The sequence below is a fragment of the Aquimarina sp. AU58 genome (assembly GCF_900312745.1).
GTDB lineage: Bacteria > Bacteroidota > Bacteroidia > Flavobacteriales > Flavobacteriaceae > Aquimarina > Aquimarina spinulae.
Genome location: NZ_OMPD01000007.1, coordinates 336,545 through 358,147 on the forward strand (window position 1 = coordinate 336,545; position 21,603 = coordinate 358,147).

Below are 21,603 nucleotides of genomic sequence, written 5' to 3' on the forward strand. Positions count from 1 at the left end.
GGATAGTTAGCCCCTTTCCAGAGTTTAATCCTTTTTTGGATTAGACTCTGGATTATTTAATAATGTCGAGTATGAAAATTCAAATACTATAAAATTTTATATCCAGAAAGGACCTAATACTATAAATTAATGAATTGGAATAAGCTTAGAAAAACTCTAGGGCCTGGAATTTTATTTGCAAGTACTGCAATAGGCGTTTCTCATTTGGTCCAAAGCACGCGTGCAGGAGCTAATTATGGTTTTACACTTATAATTGTTATCATCATTACCAACATTTTAAAATTTCCTTTCTTCGAATATGGTGCCAGATATGCTAACGCAACGGGAGAGAGTCTTATAGATGGGTACAAGAGGTTAGGTAAATTTGCTTTATGGATTTATTTTTTAGTTACTATATCATCTATGTTTTTTGTTACTGCCGCCGTAAGTTTAGTAACGGCTGGTTTTATGGATAACCTTTTTGAGGTATCTACACTATGGCCTTCTTTCAAATTATTTCCTATTGCACTTGTTTTTTTAGTATCCTACGGTGTACTGGCCTTTGGAAAGTTTAATGTACTAGATAATATCATTAAAATAATAGGAATGCTATTATTTGTTTCTACTATCATTGCCTTTGTAATGACCCTTAGTAAAGGCCAAGCAACACAGGTAAAAGGTTTCGTTTCTCCATATATTTTTGATGATACAGGGATTTTATTTCTAATCGCATTAATGGGATGGATGCCAACAGCTTTGGATCTATCCACCTGGATCAGTTTATGGGCAGTAGAAAAAATAAAATCAACAAAATATCACCCAACACTTAAAGAAACACTATTCGATTTTAATCTAGGGTACTGGATCTCTGCTTTTTTAGCCATTTGCTTTTTAATTCTTGGAGCATATCTCGTATATGGAACCGGAAAAACACTTCCTAAAGATAGTGTAGGATTTGCTGGCGATATAATTGAGTTATATACTACTACTATAGGAAGTTGGAGTTATTTAATTATTGCTATTTCTTCTTTTTCAATTATGCTAGGAACAAGTTTAGGAGTTTTTGATGGATATGCGAGAACACTACAACAGACTACAAAACTAATATTCTCATCAGAAACCAATAACAATATAGTACAGAAAACCAGACAAATATACCTGAGTTCGTTGCTTATTTTAGCCATAGGATCATTCTTAATTACGGTTTTCTTTAGAGGGCAGTTTAAAGTTCTCATCGATCTGGCAACTACTATATCTTTCTTAATTGCTCCTTTAATAGCCCTTGCTAATTTCAAGTTAGTTAGTAAAAAATATATTAGCGAAGAAGCAACCCCAAAACCATTCATGAAATTGATTAGTTATCTCGGAATTGTATTTCTAACAGGTTTTGCTCTATTCTATTTATATATTAAATTTTTAAAATAAATATCTTGATCTGATCTCAATACCATTTTTGAAACGATTCATAAATCTGTATTTTATATATTTTAAGAGAGGTATATAGAACCTTTACTTGTAATCACTTTATGATTAGGATCATAAAAGCATACCCCTTCTTTAAAATACCTTTGAATAACACTAAAAGTAATTGTTATGTATTCGAAGTTATTAAAAGATTTTAAGGAAATGTATATGGCATATATTCCATTAATGATTATTCTTTCCAGTTGTTTAGGATCTGTTGCAGCAATGTACATCCTTATGCAGGAGAGATCTTTTTCGCAAGTCGTTCAATTATCTCTTTGCGTAATCGTTTGTATGGCATTTAATGCATCTATTCTAGCTCAAATGAAAGCTAAATTTGTATTCAATCTATTAATTGCAAGTCTTGTAATTAATACGCTTTTAGTATTGCTAAACATCACCTTTTATTAATGTGAATAGGAAACTATGCGACTTCTTAGAACAAAAAAGCAAATGAAAGTGATTCCTAAAAATGATATCAGAAATAGAGATGATGTTGCAACGTTAGTTTCTATATTTTATAAAAAAATCAGAAAAGAAGAGCACTTAGGCCCTATTTTTAATCATATGATAAAAGATTGGGACAAACATTTAGATCGACTAACCGATTTTTGGGAAACCAACCTCTTATTTGTTCCAAAATTTAAAGGAAACCCAATTGAAGTCCATAAACGAGTAGATCGAACGTTTAATCATAGCATTACAAATGTACATTTCGGGATATGGTTACAACTATGGATCACGACAATAGACGACCTTTTTGAAGGTGAACTCGCTACTTTGGCTAAAAATCGCGCCAGAAAAATGAGCACAACATTATTCGTGAAAATGTTTCAGGATAGACCTTCTCAAAAAATGATCCCTAACAAATAATTTATACAAATTGATGTAATACCTGAGGTGTAATCGCACTATGTGAAGAATGATGTACCATAACACCATTTCTAATAACAATAAATTGTGGTGATTCGTGAAATACCTGAAATTTTGCAGCTACTTCTGCAGATACATCACGATGATTCAACAAATCAAGATAATACAAATCTATTTGATCTTCTGTAACATCAAAACTGCTTTCAAAATTACGAATCACCATTCTACTAATACCACAACGAGTCGAATGTTTAAAAATAGCCTGCGTTTTAGTCTTTGATGCTTTTGTAATTTCTTCTAATTGCGAAATAGAATTAAGCACTTGCCATGGCAAAGCTTGTTTTTCTTGCTTAGGCTCTTTCTCTTCTGATCCAAATAATTTACCAAATATTCCCATTTTTTTCTTTAATATGAATGACCACAAACTTAGTCAATTGATTTTTAAAATTGACTATAATCATATATTGGTCGTAACAAAATTCGTAACTTTACATTACGTCAAAAAGTCAGCAAAATCAAGCAATAACAAGACATTTTGACGTATTTCTAAAGTAGGAATGTTATTTGATTCTCTACAAGAAAACTCAAAATAAGAGACTATGAATTTTAATAATTTCACTATAAAATCACAAGAAGCCATACAACAAGCTCAACAGCTTGCACAAGGTTTTGGACATCAACAAATAGAAAATGAACACATTTTTAAAGCCATTTTTAATGTAGATGAAAATGTACTTCCATTTTTGCTAAAAAAGCTAAATGTTAACCTCGATCTTTTACAACAAGTTCTTGATAGCACACTAGAAAGTTTTCCTAAAGTTTCTGGTGGAGAATTACAACTATCAAGAGAGGCCGGAAAATCACTAAATGAAGCAAGTATTATTGCCAAAAAGATGAACGATGAGTATGTTTCTATTGAACATCTGGTGATTGCCATTTTTAAATCTAAAAGTAAGATTTCGCAAATCCTAAAAGATCAGGGAGTAACAGAAAAACATTTAACCGAAGCTATTAATGAAATCAGAAAAGGTGAACGGGTAACATCACAAAATGCAGAAGAAACCTATCAAGCCCTAAGTAAATATGCCAAAAATCTTAATGAAATGGCAGAGAACGGGAAATTAGACCCTGTTATAGGTCGTGATGAAGAAATCCGAAGGATATTACAAATCCTTTCTCGCCGTACCAAAAACAATCCAATGCTGGTTGGTGAGCCCGGAGTAGGTAAAACTGCTATTGCCGAAGGATTAGCTCATCGAATTATTGCAGGAGATATTCCCGAAAATCTAAAGAACAAACAAATTTTTTCTTTAGATATGGGAGCATTAATTGCCGGAGCCAAATTTAAAGGAGAATTTGAAGAACGTCTTAAATCTGTCGTAAAAGAAGTAACTTCTAGCGATGGCGACATCGTACTATTTATTGATGAAATCCATACTCTTGTAGGCGCAGGAGGTGGCCAGGGAGCTATGGATGCTGCTAATATCCTAAAACCAGCTTTAGCAAGAGGAGAACTTCGCGCAATTGGAGCCACAACTCTGGATGAATATCAAAAGTATTTTGAAAAAGATAAAGCTCTGGAAAGGCGTTTTCAAAAAGTTACAGTAGATGAGCCGGATACAGAAAGTGCGATATCTATTCTTAGAGGAATTAAAGAAAAATATGAAACACATCATAAAGTACGTATAAAAGACGAAGCTATAATCGCTGCGGTAGAATTGTCACAGCGCTATATCACAAATAGATTTTTACCCGATAAGGCTATTGATTTAATGGATGAAGCTGCTTCTAAATTACGAATGGAAATTAATTCTAAACCCGAAGAACTCGATGTGCTTGATAGAAAGATTATGCAACTTGAAATTGAAATCGAAGCCATAAAACGCGAAGACGATGAAACCAAGTTAAAAGCACTTAATGGTGATCTTGCAAATATTAAAGAAGAACGTAATGAGATTTTCTCAAAATGGCAAAGCGAAAAGGAAGTTGTAGATGCTATTCAAAATGCAAAAACAGATATTGAAGAATTTAAACTTGAAGCAGAACGTGCAGAGAGAAATGGAGATTATGGAAAAGTCGCCGAACTACGATACGGAAAAATAAAAGAAGCTCAAGAGCGACTGGATGAATTGCAAAAACAGTTAAATGAACAACAAAGTAAATCTTCGCTTATTAAAGAAGAAGTGACCAATGATGATATTGCAGAAGTAATAGCAAAATGGACAGGGATACCAGTTACCAAAATGATACAAAGTGAGCGCGAAAAATTATTGGTACTCGAAGAAGAATTACAAAAACGTGTAGTTGGACAAATCGAAGCCATACAAGCTGTTAGTGATGCTGTAAGAAGAAGCCGTGCAGGTTTACAAGATCAAAAAAAACCAATCGGATCATTCTTATTTCTAGGAACTACAGGGGTAGGTAAAACAGAATTAGCAAAAGCGCTGGCAGAATATCTCTTTAATGATGAAACTGCCATGACCCGAATAGACATGAGTGAATATCAGGAACGTCATGCAGTAAGCAGATTAATGGGTGCACCTCCCGGATATGTAGGGTATGATGAAGGTGGGCAATTAACCGAAGCTGTTCGAAGAAAACCGTATTCTGTAGTCTTACTAGACGAGATAGAAAAAGCACATCCAGATACGTTTAATGTATTATTACAAGTATTGGATGAAGGTCGTTTGACCGATAATAAAGGTAGAGTTGCCGATTTTAGAAACACTATCATTATCATGACCAGTAATATGGGTAGCCATATTATACAAGAAAAATTTGAAACTATCAAAGATATGGATACCGCTATGGAAGCTGCCAAAGTTGAAGTATTAGGGATATTAAAACAATCTGTTCGTCCAGAGTTTTTAAACAGAATAGATGATATCATTATGTTTTCTCCGCTTACCAAAGCTAATATCAATGAAATTGTAAAGCTTCAGTTAAAGCACGTTTCTAAAATGCTGGCAGAGCAACACATAACTTTGGATGCTACAGAACAAGCTATAACTTATCTTTCTGAAAGAGGTTTTCAACCAGAATTTGGCGCCAGACCAGTGAAACGTACAATTCAAAAAGAAGTTTTAAATAAACTATCAAAAGAAATTCTAGCAGGTAAAATTTCTACAGAAAGTGTAATTTTACTCGATGAATTTGATAGCAATCTAGTATTTAGAAATCAGGAAAATTTGGTTTCTTAATTAGTCTATAAACGTAATTTTACCTAAAAACAGGGCTATTGGTTTAAAAAAAATCAATAGCTCTATTAGTTTTAAACAAAAAAATCAACAATGCTATATTTTGTTGAGCAGCACAGATTACGGTTTTACCGTAGATATTAACAAAATTATTCCTACAATAGTTAATAACTAAATAAAGAAAAAAACAAGGTTTTTAAGTACATTGCTTCCTCAATGAGACCAACCATATTATTTGCACTTCTATTAATTTCACACATCTCCCTGGGCCAAAGCAAAAAGGGAGCCTTAGCTGATATTAGAAATAAATATCAATTAATCCGAGAATTAGTAGATACCAATACACTTAGACAACATCATACTGACTATTCCTGTGATGAATCAACAGAAAAAGGGTCGCTTACCTTTTATTATAATGGTACCGAGTTAAAACATATCGTACACACATATACCCTAGGACATGTAAAATTTAGAGATGAATTTTATATTTGGGATAATCAACTATTTTTTCAATATGCTATTCATAAGGTCTGGTATAAAGATTATGAAAGAAGTCGTTCTGGTAGGCGCAGATTAGCAGATGTCGTATTAACACTTGAAGAACGCTTTTATTTTAAAGACAGAAACGTTATAAAATGCCAGTTTAAAGATTTTGAAAACAGGAGTAGTAATCCAAAAAAAATCAAAACTAACAATATTAGAAACATCAATGTGGGATGTGATCAGGCTCAAGTTGCTCTTGAAAAATTTGACCTTTTACTCGATTTTCAAAAAATGAAAATAGAAGACGCTTGTAACCTACCAAAAAGTATTACCAATACAGAACCTTTGGATCATATTTATGGTAATATCCGCCAGAATTAAAGATTCCTTTTTTATTAAGTTCTATTCAAAACATGTTAAAATAAAATATTCATTATGTTAAAAAATATACCGATTGGTATTTTTTAGTATATTTGATTATATTTTTTAGTAAAACATGCTTACCAAAGCCGAACAAACTGCAGAATTTATAATTCAAACCGTTGCTCCTATTTTTAACAAAAATGGATATGCTGCAACAAGTTTGAGTGACATCACCAAAGCTACCGGGCTCACTAAAGGTGCTATTTATGGCAATTTTAAAAATAAAGAAGAATTAGCTATAGCCGCTTTTAAGATGACCGAAGGAAATATGATTGGTCGAATAGCTGATCATCAAGCTTTAAGCAAATCACCTATCGAGAAATTATTTTTGGTTACCGACTTTTATCGAAACTATTATAATTTTACTCAAGAGATAGGCGGTTGTCCTGTACTTAATATGGGTGTTGATGCAAAATATCAGGTTCCTGTTCTTTTTAAACATGTAAAATCTGCAATTACCAAAATTCAGAACAATGTTGCTAAACTTATTGATGCCGGAAAAGAATGCAAAGAAATAAAAGAAGAGGTAGACTCGATGCTATATGCAAAACGATTGTATAGTATGATCACAGGGGCCATTTTTATGACCCATACTATGGAAGATAATAGCTATTTACTTGAAACCATGGACCAGATAGACACTATGATCCATAAAAACCTAAAACGATAATTATCATTTTTTTTAACTATAAATATACCAATTGGTATAAAAACAAATTAAATCATGACATTAACCAAAATACCAGAAAGCAAAGCAAAAATAAGGTTTCAGGATTGTGACCCTTTTAACCATCTTAATAATGCTGCATATATTAATTATATGATCAATGCACGAGAAGATCAGATCGATCAATACTACAACCTTGATATTTTTAAACTAGCAAAAACCAAAGGCATTAGTTGGGTAGTAGGTACAAACCAGATTGCTTATTTAAAACCAGCCTTACTAATGGAGAATGTTGTTATTGATTCTCAACTTATACGATATACAGAAAATCAATTGCATGTAGAGATCAGAATGTGGAACCATGATAAAACAGAGCTTAAGGCTATATTATGGAGTTCTTTTGTACATTTTAATTTATTACAACAAAAGCGCTGGAATCACGATCAACAACTCCTGGAACTATTCAAAAATATAATAGAACCCATATCTGCTACTAGTTTTGAAGAAAGAATTTTACAATTAAAACCACAAAAAGTGTAACATTTCCATTTTTTATTCGTCTTAATATAGAACGTAACCATTTAAAACTGGCCATATGAAATCTTCTGGCGATTTAGGCTCTTCTAATAAAAGAAGAAGCTCCTATATTTATATAGGATTTTTTATCATTGCTATTCTATCCATGGGTATCGTTATTTGGCAAATGGGAATGTTAGAATAATAGAATCAGGTATAAAAAGGTTAATATTATTTTTATAATAGCTATTTTTATACCTGATATTATTTAGTTTTATGTCATAACTTAAGCATAATTTAGAACTTCAACATTTCCCGAAATAATTATTATGCAGTCCCGTTCGGCCTCTAAGACAATAAACATATACAGATGAAACCTATATTCTTTTTACTTATTTTTCTTTCTTCCTGGGTTAGTTCTTGTCAAAGTAATACACCTCAACAAGAAGTAACTACTACATATTTTTTAGTTAGACACGCCGAAAAGGATCTTAGCGATCCAGGTAATCGAAATCCAAAACTTACGGAGGCTGGAAAAATGCGATCAGAAAACTGGGCAAAAATGCTTGTTGATGTACCAGTAGATATGGTATATACAACAGACTATATTAGAACCAGAAAAACAGCAGAGCCAATTGCCAAAAGTAAAAATTTAGAAACCACTTTATATAACCCTAGAAATTTAAACGATACCGAGTTTCAGGAAAAAACCAAAGGAAAGACCGTTGTGGTTGTTGGTCATAGCAATACAACACCAACCTTTGTTAATAAAATTATTGGCAAAGAAAAGTATAGTGCTATAGATGAAAAAATCTATGGTAAGCTATTCATTATAAAAGTTACTGGTGATATAATTACCGATACTGTACTAAATATTGATTAGTTGTTTACAGTTATTTTTCCTGAAAACTTCATTTATAGATTATTATGCAATATGATTACTTAATCTTTGCATAAAACACGAACGAAATATCTCACATAGCAAAAGTTAAAGTGATACTATTGCCTGTACTTTATCGAAAAGTACGATAATCCACTACTACATATTCAAAAAAATAATACTTTCAGAATTATCAATAATTACCTCTTCTTAAAAGCATTTTATTTTAAAAATACACCTAAGTCAAATTGAAATAAAAAAGCGTGAACACTCCTAATTTCACATTAAAAAATAATCAAATTAGTATAAATTAATCTTTTAAAACCGAATCATGAAAAAAGTAGTATTAAATTGTCTGGCCATATTAAGTATTTCTTCAATTTTTGCACAATCTGAAATAAACGATGTTAAGCAAACCGGCAAATCCAACAGCTTAACTATATCGCAATACGGTACCCCAAAAGTTCTAAACGTCACTCAAGTTGGAGATAAAAATACATCAGAGATCATTCAGGGGCATAAAGAAGATCCATCTGTAGATGGAATAATTATTCAGGTCCAAAATGGCAATCAAAATAAAGCGTTTATCTCGCAAATGGGGGGATACAATAAAATCTACCAGACCCAAAACGGAGACATGAACACCGCTAATGCTTCTCAAGGTTTTGCATCTAACTTCAATCTTATTAAACAAATACAAAATGGAACAAGCAATACAGTTACAGCTACTACTAAAAACTATTCTTTAGGAAGCCAAATCAAACAAGATCAAAATGGAAATGAAAATAAAGCAGAAGCAATAAGTTTTGGCGCAAGCACTATACTCCAAATGCAAAATGGTGTCGCTAATACAGCTTTTGTCAAATCCTCTGGTAATCAAGGAGATATTAAACAAAACCAAACCGGATCAAATAATAAAGCTACTGTAAATCAAAGTAGAAATAACAATGTTATTCAAACTCAAGAAGGAGAAGAAAACGACAGTAATGTAACGCAAAAAGGTAGTGGGAACGAAATTTCACAAGATCAAAAGGGTTCGTATAACATTGTAATTGCATCACAAGACGAACAAACAAATAGCATACTACAAAGCCAAGAAGGGCAAGAAAATTACAATAACATAGAACAATCCGGAAGCTTTAATAACACTAAAACAAGTCAAATGGGCGAGAAAAACTCTGTTGTTATAATACAATCAGGTCTTACTAATTACATTAATAGTAATCAGAATGGAGAACTAAACGGTGTGATTATAAAGCAAAAAGGGGATACAAATCAAATCACCCAAACCCAAGACGGAAACGAAAATCAATCTAATATTGAACAAAATAATGGAGGAAATAATATAATTTCTCAAAAGCAAATCGGTATTAACAATTATGCTACTTCAATACAAAACGATGGGGCTATTAATGTTATTTCGCAAACTCAAAACGGGATAGAAAATACTATTTCCACAACACAAGAAAGTGGTGAAAAAAATGAAGCAATCGCTGTGCAAAATGGGGACAAGAACTCTATTACTCAAATTCAAAACAAAGGGAATAATAATCTAATTACAGCTAAACAAGAAGGTACACAGGGAAACCGCATTAATCAAACCCAAAATGGAGAAAAAAATAATAGTATTGCTTCCCAAAAGAATGGACTGTTTAATGAGATCCAACAAACCCAAACTGGATTAAACAACTCTTTAAAAGCAACGCAACATAATGCTTCTTATGATATTATTAAACAAACCCAAATTGGAAATACTAATATTGCTGAAGCGATACAAGGAGAAGACAGCCTCTTTTCGGTGAGCAATACGATTATACAAATTCAGGAAGGAAATGAGAACAATGTACTTAGTATTCAAAATGGGATAGGAAACAATATAGAAAGCACACAAATTGGAGAATTAAATACTGCAAACACTACTCAAATTGGAGAATTAAATAATATAATTCATTCTCAATCGGGTAAAGGGTTATCCAGTAAATTATTACAAAATGGAGAAAGTAATTCTATTATATTCTCTCAGAACAATTAATAGTACTAAAAAAACAAATAATTTATTACTTTAAAAATACAAAAAGGTCAAAAAACAGGTATATTTTTTGACCTTTCTGTATTTTATTAAAAAACCTGACTTGACTCCTAAATTAACAACAGTCTCTTTCAATATAAACGTAAATATCCTCTAGCTCGATTTTTGAAAGTAATTTTAGTTGCTTTTTTTCAAATAGTTTGTCAAGATCATGTAGTGGCGTGGTTAAGTCTTCTGTTTTATAGTTTTTATAATCTACAAAACGTATTCCGTTTATACTTCTTGGATTATAAGCTTCTCTAAATCGTATTCCTCCTCCATTCACGGCATATTTATATGCTAGATAATCTACGGTAAAGTTCTCCTTGTGGATCCAGTACATAAACTCATCTTCAAAATCGGTTCCGCCGCCTTCTTGATCAAAAGTTACTTTAATTTTATAATACAAAACTCCATTGATAACCGATTCACCAACTAGTTTTTTATGTACTGCCGGAGCATTAAGTCCATACGGAAGGTTAGCAAAATAATGTACAGAATTTACTCCGTCACTTATTTTTGTGACCAAAGAATCTTCAACCGCCACCGGGCAATTTTCTATAGTTCTTTTCAAACCAGAATTACTTATCACATCATGAGTTATCCCTTTAGATCCCTTTACAAACCTCTCTAATTCATACACTCCTTCTCCTCTTTTACTTCGATATTGTTTCCCTCTAAAAACGAAATGTATAATGGCTCTATCATAATTGGTCCCTCCTGCCTTCTCTATTGTTTTATTTACTATTTCCTGAGCAGAAAACTGGGCAAAAGCAGTGGTAACAGGAGAAAAAACAAATACTAATACTATAAAATAACGTTGCATAAAATTCGCTTTAAAAAACTAAATTAACCTTTCTCTTTTCAATAATTGCAACAATTTTGTTAAACTAAATAACAGATACAACTAATTATTTTTTTAGACGAAAACCCAGTTTTATACTTACTCTATTAAACGTAAATTGAAGATTGTTTTTTTTAATTTTAGCGAAAAGATAATTATTTTGCAATACCTAACCCCAAATTGAGAATGCTATGAAATATTTAATCTTATTTTTTACTTGTTTTACCATCCAATATGGTTTAGCACAGGATGCGAACACTTATGAAAGTACTACAAAGACTTTTCTAGAAAATTATAATGCACAAGATGTAATTGCAATTTTTGAGATGTATACCTCAGAAATGCAAGAAAGTATGACAAAAGAGGGTGTGTCTAATTTTATAAATGGTTGTTACGGGCAATTCGGCAGTATAAAAAAGATAACTTTTGTTGAAACCGCAGAAGGGGTTTATAGTTATAAAGTAATATTTGACAAAGCTACTTTAGCAATGGATCTTCAACTTAGTGCAGATGGCAAGATTTCAACAATACAATTTCAAGAGCTATAAAAAGTATTTAAAATATTCGTTTTTTGTTTAAAGCTTTCTTTCAAGAAAGCTTTGTACTTTTGTAGGCGTTTACAAAAGTATTTCGGAATACCCATATGAATCCAAATAAAATCAACATATTAAACCGTAAGGCCAAATTTGAATATGAATTCCTGGACAAATATACTGCGGGAATCAAACTCGTTGGTACAGAAATAAAGGCTATAAGAGAAGGAAAAGCAAATATTGCAGAGAGTTTCTGTGAGTTTAACAACAATGAATTATTTGTTATTAATATGCATATAGAAGAGTATTCTCATGCCACTTATTTTAATCACAATCCCAAAAGTGAACGGAAACTATTACTTAACAAAAAGGAATTAAAAAAACTTGAAAAAGAAGTAAAAAACTCTGGATTAACCATTATACCCACCCGATTATTCATAAATGATCGTGGATTAGCAAAGCTTAACATTGTTCTTGCACGTGGTAAAAAGATGTATGATAAACGAGAAACAATTAAAGACAGGGATAATAAAAGAAATCTTGATCGTATCAAAAAGGATTATAGGTAACTATACATTTTCGAAAATAATAAACAATCCATGAATCAACCCAATATAATATACCACAAAAAAAATTATTTTCGATTCTTTCTATAGTATTTATCAAAATAGAATGACTAAGTAATTAACCCTATATTCATCTCTTTCACAGATTACACATGGTATTTAGTAGCGCTTATTTTTTACTTCTTTTTTTCCCTTTAACATTACTATTATATTTTATTGTTCCTAAAAAGTATAGAAACCTGGTATTACTTATAGCGAGTATCTATTTTTATACCTATGGCGAGAAACTCCTGGTACTCGTGATGTTGTTTTCTACTTTGGTTGATTACAAGTGTGGTATCCTAATTGAAGAAGGGAAGCGAAAACTTGGTTTAAGAATCTCTATTCTCACAAATTTAGTAACACTTGGGATTTTTAAATATTTCAATTTTGCTATCGATAATTTATACGCTGTATTAGACTTACTTCAAATAGACTCTAGCAGTTTACATAACATTCCTGAAGTTGTGTTACCATTAGGGATTAGTTTTTATGTTTTTCAAACCATGTCATACACTATAGACGTCTATAGAGGAAATATAAAAGCTAACAGAAGTTTATTAGAATTTGCCACTTATGTAACCATGTTCCCTCAATTAGTTGCAGGGCCCATTGTTCGGTATATAGATATTCAGCGAGAAATAGCCAACAGAGAAGTAAGCATTTTTAGTTTTGCCAAAGGTTTAGAACGTTTTATAATAGGGTTATTCAAAAAAATGATTATTGCCAATACTTTTGCTCGTATAGCAGATAGTATTTTTACAGAAAGCGGAGGTGACGTTTCTACATATTATGCCTGGTTAGGTGTTATTTCCTACGCCTTTCAGATTTATTATGATTTTTCTGGCTACTCAGATATGGCCATTGGATTAGGCAAAATGTTTGGTTTTAATTTTTTAGAAAACTTCAACTATCCATATATATCAAAAAGTATTCAAGAATTTTGGAGACGATGGCACATATCTCTTTCTACCTGGTTCAAAGACTATTTATACATTCCTCTGGGAGGAAACAGAAAAGGCAAATATCGAACTTATGTAAACCTATTTATCGTATTCTTCATCACAGGTTTATGGCATGGTTCTGAATGGAATTTTGTAATATGGGGTCTGTTTCATGGGGTTTTTATAGTAATCGAAAGAATTGGTTTCAATAAAATTTTAGAAAAAGCCTGGAAACCTTTACGACACCTTTATACATTATTAATCATACTTGTTGGTTGGGTTCTATTTAGAGCGGATACTTTAGAGCAGGCTATTAAATACCTTAAGACAATGTTTATTTACAGCGAGGGGAATGCTTCTGTAAATGATTTTATAACATATTTTAATTATAACACCGAACTTCTACTCACTTGTATATTAGCACTTATCTTTGCAATACCTACATATCCTTATTTTGAAAAAAGATTAAAAAACCCAAAGCTTTTACCTTTTAGATATATTAATATTTTAATACTTCTTATATTATCTATTATATATATAGCTGCTGATTCTTATAATCCTTTTATCTATTTTAGATTTTAAAAAATGAAAAGAAAAATTACGATTTGCTTTATAATCATTTGTATCGCTATTATTTCGATACCTTTTATCCTAGTTAACCTTAGGATAAAGGTTGATCCGCTTAAGGAAAATGAAAAAAAAATCAGCTTAAATTTTAAACGAAACTTTCCTTTAAAATCTGATTTACTAAAAATTTACACCAATTTTAAAACCAATGTCCTGAATGTAAATCCAATTCCGAACAAAGTTATTGAAACAGAAAATGAGTGGAAATTTTTAGGAAATAATTTTAGTAATGCACTATCAGAATCAAAAGGTTTGGTTGTATTCACCAAAAAAGAATTAGCTTCTTTGAAAAAACTTTTAATCCATAGGAAAGAGTGGCTTAAAGAAAGAAATGTCGCCTTTTATATTGCAATAGCACCTAATAAGCATACGATCCATAGTGATATGATCAAAATAAAAAAATATGAAAGAAATACAAAACTTCAGCAATTAGACTCTTTATGTAAGACTATTGATGTTAACTTTATAAATTTAGGAGAAAATTTCCCTAAAGGAAATGATACGATTTTGTATCATAAAACAGACACTCATTGGAATGGCTATGCAGGATTTTATGCTTATCAATCCAGCATGAATTTTATAACTCAAGATTTTAAAAAAACAAGATTTAGCCAATACAAACTCGAAAACATGGAAGCATATGTAGAAGATAACAAAATTGGCGATCTAAACAACATGCTGATGAATAATAAAACGGAAGATTTTATCCACTTAAAGTTTAAAACTCCCGAAAAATCAATAGAGCAAACAGATCAATTAACAGTACCTATTGGCTACCATAATGCAGATAGACTTTATGAAAAACGTTTCCAAAATACATCTTCCAATAACAACCTCAAAATATTAGTTTTTCACGATTCTTTCTTTCCATATTATGAAAAATATTTTAGCGAAACTTTCAATCACTCTGTTTTTGTTTGGAATCACAAATTCGATAAAGATGTAATCGAAATAGAGCAACCCAACATTTTATATTATCAAATTGTAGAAAGAGATGTAGATGTTTTACTAAATCGATAGCCTGGCAACTAAAAGGGTCTATTTCATTCGGGTAACCGAGTTTTTAGAATAAAAAACTTTTCTTTCTTAATTAAGTATCACTTAGTAGTTCTTCTATTATTTTCTTTATCGAAGTAGAATCAACTATAGACAATAGAGAATAAATTTCATCACATTTTTTAATATTATAATAGTCTGCCAGATATTTTATCAAATTGATATCTTCTAATAAAACTGCTTGATGAAAAGCGGTAAAACCATCATTATCTACAGAGTATAAGTTCACTTTTTCTTCAATAAAAAATTCTATTAAGCTTCTATTTTTTTTACTCACACTTGAAATCAAAGGCGTCGATCCTCTATATTTTTCACTTCGAACATCAATATTTGCCCCCTTCTGCAATAAAATTTTAGCCATTTCTACAGATTGCACCATAAATAATACAGGGTCTTCTTCTGTTATGGATTCAATTCCATTATCGAATAATAATTCTACTAATTCAAAAAAATCATTATTTACTGCATTCTGCAAGGGAGTTATAGATGAACTGGGTAAACCATTAGGGTTTGCTCCTCTATCTATCAAAAACTTCGCAATTGTTACTCCGGGTAGAACATCATATTCTTTTTTTCTATCTCTTATTCGATATGGCTCTGTACAATAATTTAGAAAAGGTACATCTAATCCTTCATGCATATCAAGATCAATACCTGTATCAATCAATATTTTTGCAATTTCCATATGATCTCCTTCAATTGCTATTTTCAAGGTTGCCTGTAAACCTTCATCTGCTCCATTTTCTAATAAAAATTCAACTACTTTCTCATCCCCTTTTCGAGCTGCATGCTCTATTGGTAAAAAAATATCGCACTCTACATTTACATCTATATTATAAGACAGCAGAAGTTTTACAACCTCTAACCTTTCTTCTTTTTTCCAGGAAGAAATAACTCTATAGAGTATAGTTTCAAAAGGGTATTCAGGTTCCTGATAATTAACATTTGCTCCTTCTTCTAATAACAATTTAATTTTTGTTATGTCATCAGAGCTATACTTTCTTTTGTCTACAAGTTCAAATAATTCTATTGTGATTGGCTTCTGTTCTTCCATAACTCTAATTTTTAAAAGAATATTATTTCAATTCTTTTTCTAATTCTTATCCTCTAACAAAGGAACAAATCTGAACTCTCCAAATTCTCGTTTTTCGAACTCTGTTTCACTTTTACGAATAAAAAGTGTCATTATTTGTACATCCTCTCCTACCGGGATTACTAGACGGCCATTAATTTGTAGCTGCCCTAATAATGGTTTTGGAACAAAAGGAGCTCCTGCTGTCACTATAATTCCATTGTACGGTGCATGCTCTGCTAGGCCTTTATATCCATCTCCAAACGACAAGTGTTTTGGTCTATATCCAAGTTTAGACAAAAACAATTTTGTTTTTTTAAACAATTCTTTTTGACGTTCTATACTATACACTTTTGCTCCCATTTCGCATAAAACTGCAGTTTGGTATCCCGAACCAGTGCCAATTTCTAACACCTTGTCTCCTTTTTTTATTTCCAATAATTCTGTTTGAAACGCTACAGTATAGGGTTGAGAAATGGTTTGATCTGCTGCTATCGGAAAAGCTTTATCCTGATATGCATGATCTTCAAAACCAGAATCCATAAATAAGTGTCTGGGTATCTTTCCAATAGCAGATAACACCGTTTTATTTTTGATTCCTTTTTTAATCAATACGTCTACTAATTGTTTTCTTTTTCCGGCATGTCTAAGGGTATCTTTCACTATTCTAAGGGTTATTTAGCAGGCTAAAATTACATAAAGATTTTAAAGATTTGCAAACTATTTCTTTCTTCGAACTAAAATTTTGCATTTTAGATATAATTAGGATTTAAAATTTATAAATAATACTATTTTTGTGTAAAATCAATATATTATGCTCAAAGCCGGAGTACTCGGTGCGGGACACCTTGGTAAAATCCATTTACGTCTTCTACAACAATCAGAAAATTATGACCTTATAGGTTTCTACGATGCTAGCGAAACTCAAGCTAAATCTATAGCAGAAGAATTTGGTTATCAACTATTTAACTCTATTGAAGAATTAATTGATGCTGTAGATGTAGTTGATATTGTTACCCCAACTTTTGCTCATTTTGATGTAGCTAAGCAAGCTATAAAAGCAGGCAAACACGTCTTTATAGAAAAACCAATTACTAATACTGTAGCAGAAGCCCAACAACTTATTGATTTGGCAAATGCGCATCATGTAAAAGGACAAGTAGGACATGTAGAACGTTTTAATCCTGCATACACTGCAGTAGCTAGCAAGATTGACAATCCAATGTTTATCGAATCGCACAGATTAGCAGAATTTAACCCCAGAGGCACAGATGTTCCTGTAGTTCTTGATCTTATGATTCATGATATAGATGCTATACTAAGTGTAGTGCACTCTGAAGTAAAACAGATTAGTGCCAGTGGAGTATCTGTAATTAGTGAAACTCCTGATATTGCTAATGCTAGAATAGAATTTGAAAATGGTTGTGTAGCTAACCTTACTGCCAGTAGAATTTCTCTTAAGAATATGCGAAAATCCAGGTTTTTTCAGCGCGATGCCTATATCTCGGTTGATTTCTTTGAAAAAAAATGTGAGGTCGTAAAGATGAAAGATGCCCCCGAAAGTCCAGATGATTTTGCTATGATATTGCAAAATGCTGAAGGTGTGAAAAAACAAATTTATTTTGACAACCCTAATGTTCCTTCTAATAATGCAATATTAGATGAATTAGACACCTTTGCAGAAGCCATAAAAAATGATACTACACCTGTAGTATCGCTGGAGCAAGGAAAAAAGGCATTAGAAGTTGCCTTAAAAATCATTGATTGCTTTACTCATTAAAAACAAAATTTACACATATACATCAAATAAACAATATACATATGAAAAACATTGCAGTAATCGGTGCAGGAACTATGGGGAATGGTATTGCACATACTTTTGCTCAAAAAGGCTTTAAAGTACAGCTTATTGATATTTCTCAGCAATCTTTGGATAAAGGTTTAGCTACAATCACAAAGAATTTAGACAGGATGATTGCTAAAGAAAAAATATCAGAAGCCGATAAAGAAGCTACACTTGCCAATATCTCTACTTATACAAATATCAAAGAAGGAGTAGAATATGCAGGTCTTGTCGTTGAAGCCGCTACAGAAAATGTAGATTTAAAGCTAAAAATTTTCAAAGAGCTTAGTGAGGCATGTCCAGAAGATACAATCTTAGCCTCTAATACTTCATCAATATCGATTACACAAATTGCTGCTGTAACCAATCGTCCTGAGATGGTTATAGGTATGCATTTTATGAATCCCGTGCCTATTATGAAATTAGTTGAGATCATTAGAGGATACAACACCTCTGATGAAGTAACTTCTACTATCATGGAACTATCTAAAACACTAGGTAAAATCCCTGTAGAAGTAAATGATTACCCTGGATTTGTAGCAAATCGTATCCTCATGCCAATGATTAATGAATCAATAGAAACTTTATATAATGGTGTCGCAGGAGTATCAGAGATTGATACCGTTATGAAATTAGGAATGGCACACCCTATGGGGCCATTACAATTAGCAGATTTTATTGGTCTTGATGTTTGCCTTTCTATTCTTAATGTAATGTATGATGGTTTCAAAAACCCAAAATATGCTCCTTGCCCATTATTAGTTAATATGGTTATGGCCGGTAAACTCGGAGTAAAAAGTGGAGAAGGGTTCTATGATTATTCTGAAAACAGAAAAGCAGAAAACGTATCTAAGCAGTTTATATAGTTCGTAATTTAGTATTTACTTCCTGATTTTACGATGAATAAAATCCTGATGCTGATTATAATTTTAACCTTTATTTCCTGCAAAAACAGAAATGAAACATCTAGCCTTGTTATAGATGAAAATCAAGATCCTTATCAGATCTACACCTCTCTTTTTAAGGAAAATCCAGAATTTATCGCTTCTGATTTTGATTATCCAATTGGTAAATCAAATGCTGAAGGCTATTATAATGCTCAAAAATTTAGAGAAAACAATCACTTAGGTGATGATTGGAATGGTACTGGAGGAGGTAATACAGATCTGGGAGATCCCATATATACCATTGCTAATGGATATGTTTCTTTTGCTAAGGATATTAAAGGAGGTTGGGGTAATGTTATAAGAATAATACATAGATACAAAGGAAAATATTATGAATCTGTATATGCACATTGCGATTCTATATTTGTAAAAGAAGGAGATTTTGTAAAAAAAGGTGCTTTAATAGCAACTATAGGTAATGCAAATGGCATATATTTGGCCCATTTGCATCTAGAAATCAGAGATGATATTTTTATGGATATCGGTGGTGGATACGCAAATGACAGATCTGGATATCTGGATCCTACAAAATTTATAAATAATAATTAATGGCAAAAATCGTTCCGTTTAAAGCTATACGACCAACAAGAGATAAAGTAAATCTGGTTGCTTCCAGATCATATCAAAGTTACACTTCTTTTGAGCGAGATTCTCGAATGGATTATAACCCCTACTCCTTTCTACATATTGTAAATCCAGGATATAAATACCATAAAGAGATATCAGGAGAAGAGCGCTATAAATTAGTTCGAAATCGATATCTGGAGTTTAAAGAAGATCAAATTTTTATGCAAGAGGATAGTCCTTGTTATTACATTTACAAAATTGTAAATCGTGAACAAGAATCATTTTGTGGTATTATAGCTGCTGCCAGTACAGAAGATTATCATAATGATGTTATCAAAAAACATGAAGATACACTTCAAGATCGTGAAAGTACTTTTAAAGAGTATCTAAAAACGGTTGGCTTCAATGCAGAACCTGTATTACTTACCTATCCTGATAATGATTCTATTTCAAAAATTATTTCAGAAACCGTTGGAGCAAGAGCAGAATATGAATTTACAACTACAAATCGTGATACGCATTACCTATGGAAAATAGAGGATCAAAAATCTATTCGCGAGATACAAGAAGCCTTTTCTTCTATTAAAACTATATATATAGCAGATGGTCATCATCGTTCTGCCTCATCTCACCTACTATCCCAGGATTTAAAAGAAAATAACCCTGAGCATAACGGTAATGAAGCTTATAATTTTTTTATGAGTTATTTGATCCCTGAATCTGATTTAAAAATTTATGAATTTAATCGATTAGTAAAAGATCTAAACGGATTATCCAAAGAAGAATTTCTAATCAAATTAGATGAATGGTTTCGTATCGAAAATAGAGGGCCAGAAGTATACAGACCTTCAAAACCTCATCATTTTAGCATGTATATTGACGATGAGTTTTATTCGTTATATCTAAGAAAAACAACTTATGAATTTACAGATGCACTAGAGGAGTTAGACGCACAGATTTTATATAAAACGGTATTAAAACCTATTTTAGGCATAGAAGATTTGCGTACAGATACTCGTATCGAATACTCACATGGTAAGAATGGAATTGTAAAAGTAAAAAGCGATGTTGATAATGGAGAATACAAAGTAGGATTTGGGCTTTTTCCTGCATCTGTAGAGCAAGTCAAAAAAATTGCAGACGAAGGATTGAAAATGCCTCCAAAAAGCACATACATAGAACCAAAATTAAGAAGCGGAATCACTATTTATGAGTTTTAACATTAACTAATCATTTTTATTTATAAACAATAAAGGATGCTTGAAATTCAAGCATCCTTTGTCTTTTTTCAATACACTTTGGTTTTAAGAGAATTGAACACTTATACTTTATAAGGTATGCACATAAAACCCAATTCTATCAATATTTGATCCTGAACGGCCATAGAAACCTAATATTTCAAATCCACTAGGCGGGATTGAAGCATTAAAATAACTACCTCCATTACCACCATGGGTAAATGTTTTTTTATTAGTATAGATGGTTAACTTATCCAAACGACTCCCACTTCTTCCTGAAATTCGTTTTATATGCTCATCACTGCTAAAAAAATGAAGGTAATAACTCCCTCCATTACCACCTCTATTCACTCCTGTATAAATAGTACCAGAAGGTGATTTATAGTAAACGATCAATTTGTCTACCCTACTACCTGTTCGCATGGCAATTGCATGAATTCTTGTACCACTAGGAGGGTTTACACTAAAAGCACTACCTCCATTACCTCCAAAAGGGCCAATAGAGTACGAATATGCCTTACCACTACTTTCTGTTACATTCTCCTCAAGAGGGATAGCATTTTTTAATTCTTTAGGAAAGCTCTCCCATTCTACCAATAAAGAATTAGTATCATCATAAGTAGGTAATTCCTGGGTGTTTTCTACACCTTCTTTTATCTCATCTTTCTGACATGAGATCATAAAACTGAACAGTGCTAATGCTGTTAAAAAAATTAATTTTTTCATAAAAACTTAATTTAAATTGGTTAAAATAAAATTGTTAATTACTGCTATTAA

The 21,603-nt window shown here is 31.8% G+C and carries 23 protein-coding genes; 18 read left to right on the plus strand and 5 right to left on the minus strand.

Translation table 11 applies throughout. From position 1 onward, the window contains the following. Positions 1 to 129: 129 nt before the first annotated feature. The 3 genes from DK441_RS03895 to DK441_RS03905 all read left to right on the plus strand — a co-directional run bounded on the left by DK441_RS03895 (position 130) and on the right by DK441_RS03905 (position 2,316). Positions 130 to 1,404: an Nramp family divalent metal transporter gene (locus DK441_RS03895; protein ID WP_109097569.1), complete on the plus strand. Its 1,275-nt coding sequence runs from the start codon at positions 130 to 132 to the stop codon at positions 1,402 to 1,404. A gap of 168 nt (positions 1,405 to 1,572) precedes the next feature. Beyond that, complete coding sequence (locus tag DK441_RS03900) at positions 1,573 to 1,854, plus strand: hypothetical protein (RefSeq protein WP_235015700.1); 282 nt, start codon at positions 1,573 to 1,575, stop codon at positions 1,852 to 1,854. 42 nt (positions 1,855 to 1,896) lie between these two features. Continuing rightward, on the plus strand, positions 1,897 to 2,316 hold the full coding sequence (locus DK441_RS03905) for a group III truncated hemoglobin (protein WP_109097658.1): 420 nt from the start codon (positions 1,897 to 1,899) through the stop codon (positions 2,314 to 2,316). Position 2,317: 1 nt separating this feature from the next. Here DK441_RS03905 and ytxJ read toward each other — a convergent pair whose 3' ends face one another. Further along, on the minus strand, positions 2,318 to 2,713 hold the full coding sequence (gene ytxJ, locus DK441_RS03910; protein ID WP_109097571.1) for a bacillithiol system redox-active protein YtxJ: 396 nt from the start codon (positions 2,711 to 2,713) through the stop codon (positions 2,318 to 2,320). 202 nt (positions 2,714 to 2,915) lie between these two features. Between ytxJ and clpB the strand changes: the two genes are divergently transcribed. The 7 genes from clpB (at position 2,916) to DK441_RS03940 (ending at position 10,514) form a co-directional block, all read left to right on the plus strand. Continuing rightward, a complete protein-coding gene (gene clpB / locus DK441_RS03915) occupies positions 2,916 to 5,516 on the plus strand; it encodes an ATP-dependent chaperone ClpB (protein WP_109097572.1) in 2,601 nt (866 codons plus the stop codon). A 213-nt stretch (positions 5,517 to 5,729) separates the two neighbouring features. Continuing rightward, positions 5,730 to 6,377 carry a hypothetical protein gene (locus DK441_RS03920; protein WP_109097573.1) on the plus strand — a complete coding sequence of 216 codons (648 nt, stop codon included), beginning with the start codon at positions 5,730 to 5,732 and terminating at the stop codon, positions 6,375 to 6,377. A gap of 115 nt (positions 6,378 to 6,492) precedes the next feature. Continuing rightward, positions 6,493 to 7,089 (plus strand): TetR/AcrR family transcriptional regulator, encoded by a 597-nt coding sequence (locus DK441_RS03925; RefSeq protein ID WP_109097574.1) that lies wholly within the window; start codon positions 6,493 to 6,495, stop codon positions 7,087 to 7,089. A gap of 54 nt (positions 7,090 to 7,143) precedes the next feature. Continuing rightward, a complete protein-coding gene (locus DK441_RS03930) occupies positions 7,144 to 7,626 on the plus strand; it encodes a thioesterase family protein (RefSeq protein WP_074409350.1) in 483 nt (160 codons plus the stop codon). Positions 7,627 to 7,681: 55 nt separating this feature from the next. Further along, complete coding sequence (locus DK441_RS27140) at positions 7,682 to 7,807, plus strand: hypothetical protein (protein WP_255409709.1); 126 nt, start codon at positions 7,682 to 7,684, stop codon at positions 7,805 to 7,807. Between the two features lie 165 nt (positions 7,808 to 7,972). Next, on the plus strand, positions 7,973 to 8,485 hold the full coding sequence (locus tag DK441_RS03935; RefSeq protein ID WP_109097575.1) for a histidine phosphatase family protein: 513 nt from the start codon (positions 7,973 to 7,975) through the stop codon (positions 8,483 to 8,485). 328 nt (positions 8,486 to 8,813) lie between these two features. Beyond that, complete coding sequence (locus tag DK441_RS03940; RefSeq protein ID WP_109097576.1) at positions 8,814 to 10,514, plus strand: hypothetical protein; 1,701 nt, start codon at positions 8,814 to 8,816, stop codon at positions 10,512 to 10,514. 112 nt (positions 10,515 to 10,626) lie between these two features. Here the strand turns inward: DK441_RS03940 and DK441_RS03945 are convergent, their stop codons facing one another. Continuing rightward, positions 10,627 to 11,376 carry a DUF6503 family protein gene (locus DK441_RS03945; protein WP_109097577.1) on the minus strand — a complete coding sequence of 250 codons (750 nt, stop codon included), beginning with the start codon at positions 11,374 to 11,376 and terminating at the stop codon, positions 10,627 to 10,629. Between the two features lie 209 nt (positions 11,377 to 11,585). On the opposite strand from DK441_RS03945, the gene DK441_RS03950 reads away from it, so the two are divergent. The 4 genes from DK441_RS03950 (at position 11,586) to DK441_RS03965 (ending at position 15,123) form a co-directional block, all read left to right on the plus strand. Beyond that, positions 11,586 to 11,942 carry a DUF3887 domain-containing protein gene (locus tag DK441_RS03950; protein ID WP_109097578.1) on the plus strand — a complete coding sequence of 119 codons (357 nt, stop codon included), beginning with the start codon at positions 11,586 to 11,588 and terminating at the stop codon, positions 11,940 to 11,942. Between the two features lie 95 nt (positions 11,943 to 12,037). Continuing rightward, complete coding sequence (gene smpB / locus DK441_RS03955; protein ID WP_109097579.1) at positions 12,038 to 12,496, plus strand: SsrA-binding protein SmpB; 459 nt, start codon at positions 12,038 to 12,040, stop codon at positions 12,494 to 12,496. Between the two features lie 149 nt (positions 12,497 to 12,645). After that, positions 12,646 to 14,058, plus strand: a complete 1,413-nt coding sequence (locus DK441_RS03960; RefSeq protein WP_109097580.1) for an MBOAT family protein — start codon at positions 12,646 to 12,648, stop codon at positions 14,056 to 14,058. 3 nt (positions 14,059 to 14,061) lie between these two features. Next, a complete protein-coding gene (locus tag DK441_RS03965; RefSeq protein WP_109097581.1) occupies positions 14,062 to 15,123 on the plus strand; it encodes a hypothetical protein in 1,062 nt (353 codons plus the stop codon). Between the two features lie 70 nt (positions 15,124 to 15,193). Here DK441_RS03965 and DK441_RS03970 read toward each other — a convergent pair whose 3' ends face one another. Both DK441_RS03970 and DK441_RS03975 read right to left on the minus strand, forming a co-directional pair. Beyond that, on the minus strand, positions 15,194 to 16,213 hold the full coding sequence (locus tag DK441_RS03970) for an ankyrin repeat domain-containing protein (RefSeq protein ID WP_109097582.1): 1,020 nt from the start codon (positions 16,211 to 16,213) through the stop codon (positions 15,194 to 15,196). 39 nt (positions 16,214 to 16,252) lie between these two features. Further along, positions 16,253 to 16,894 carry a protein-L-isoaspartate(D-aspartate) O-methyltransferase gene (locus tag DK441_RS03975; protein ID WP_109097583.1) on the minus strand — a complete coding sequence of 214 codons (642 nt, stop codon included), beginning with the start codon at positions 16,892 to 16,894 and terminating at the stop codon, positions 16,253 to 16,255. A 151-nt stretch (positions 16,895 to 17,045) separates the two neighbouring features. Between DK441_RS03975 and DK441_RS03980 the strand changes: the two genes are divergently transcribed. The 4 genes from DK441_RS03980 to DK441_RS03995 are packed head-to-tail and all read left to right on the plus strand — an operon-like array spanning position 17,046 to position 20,808. Further along, positions 17,046 to 18,011, plus strand: coding sequence for a Gfo/Idh/MocA family protein (locus DK441_RS03980; RefSeq protein WP_109097584.1), 966 nt, complete (start codon positions 17,046 to 17,048; stop codon positions 18,009 to 18,011). Positions 18,012 to 18,052: 41 nt separating this feature from the next. Then, a complete protein-coding gene (locus tag DK441_RS03985; RefSeq protein ID WP_109097585.1) occupies positions 18,053 to 18,940 on the plus strand; it encodes a 3-hydroxybutyryl-CoA dehydrogenase in 888 nt (295 codons plus the stop codon). A gap of 48 nt (positions 18,941 to 18,988) precedes the next feature. After that, positions 18,989 to 19,570, plus strand: a complete 582-nt coding sequence (locus DK441_RS03990; protein WP_235015701.1) for a M23 family metallopeptidase — start codon at positions 18,989 to 18,991, stop codon at positions 19,568 to 19,570. Next, positions 19,570 to 20,808 (plus strand): DUF1015 domain-containing protein, encoded by a 1,239-nt coding sequence (locus DK441_RS03995; RefSeq protein ID WP_109097587.1) that lies wholly within the window; start codon positions 19,570 to 19,572, stop codon positions 20,806 to 20,808. Before DK441_RS03990 ends, DK441_RS03995 begins: the two co-directional genes overlap by 1 nt. Positions 20,809 to 20,916: 108 nt before the next feature. Here DK441_RS03995 and DK441_RS04000 read toward each other — a convergent pair whose 3' ends face one another. Beyond that, the gene (locus DK441_RS04000) at positions 20,917 to 21,552 is read right to left on the minus strand and encodes a jacalin-like lectin (protein WP_109097588.1); all 636 of its coding nucleotides are present in this window, start codon (positions 21,550 to 21,552) and stop codon (positions 20,917 to 20,919) included. Between the last annotated feature and the right edge of the window lie 51 nt (positions 21,553 to 21,603).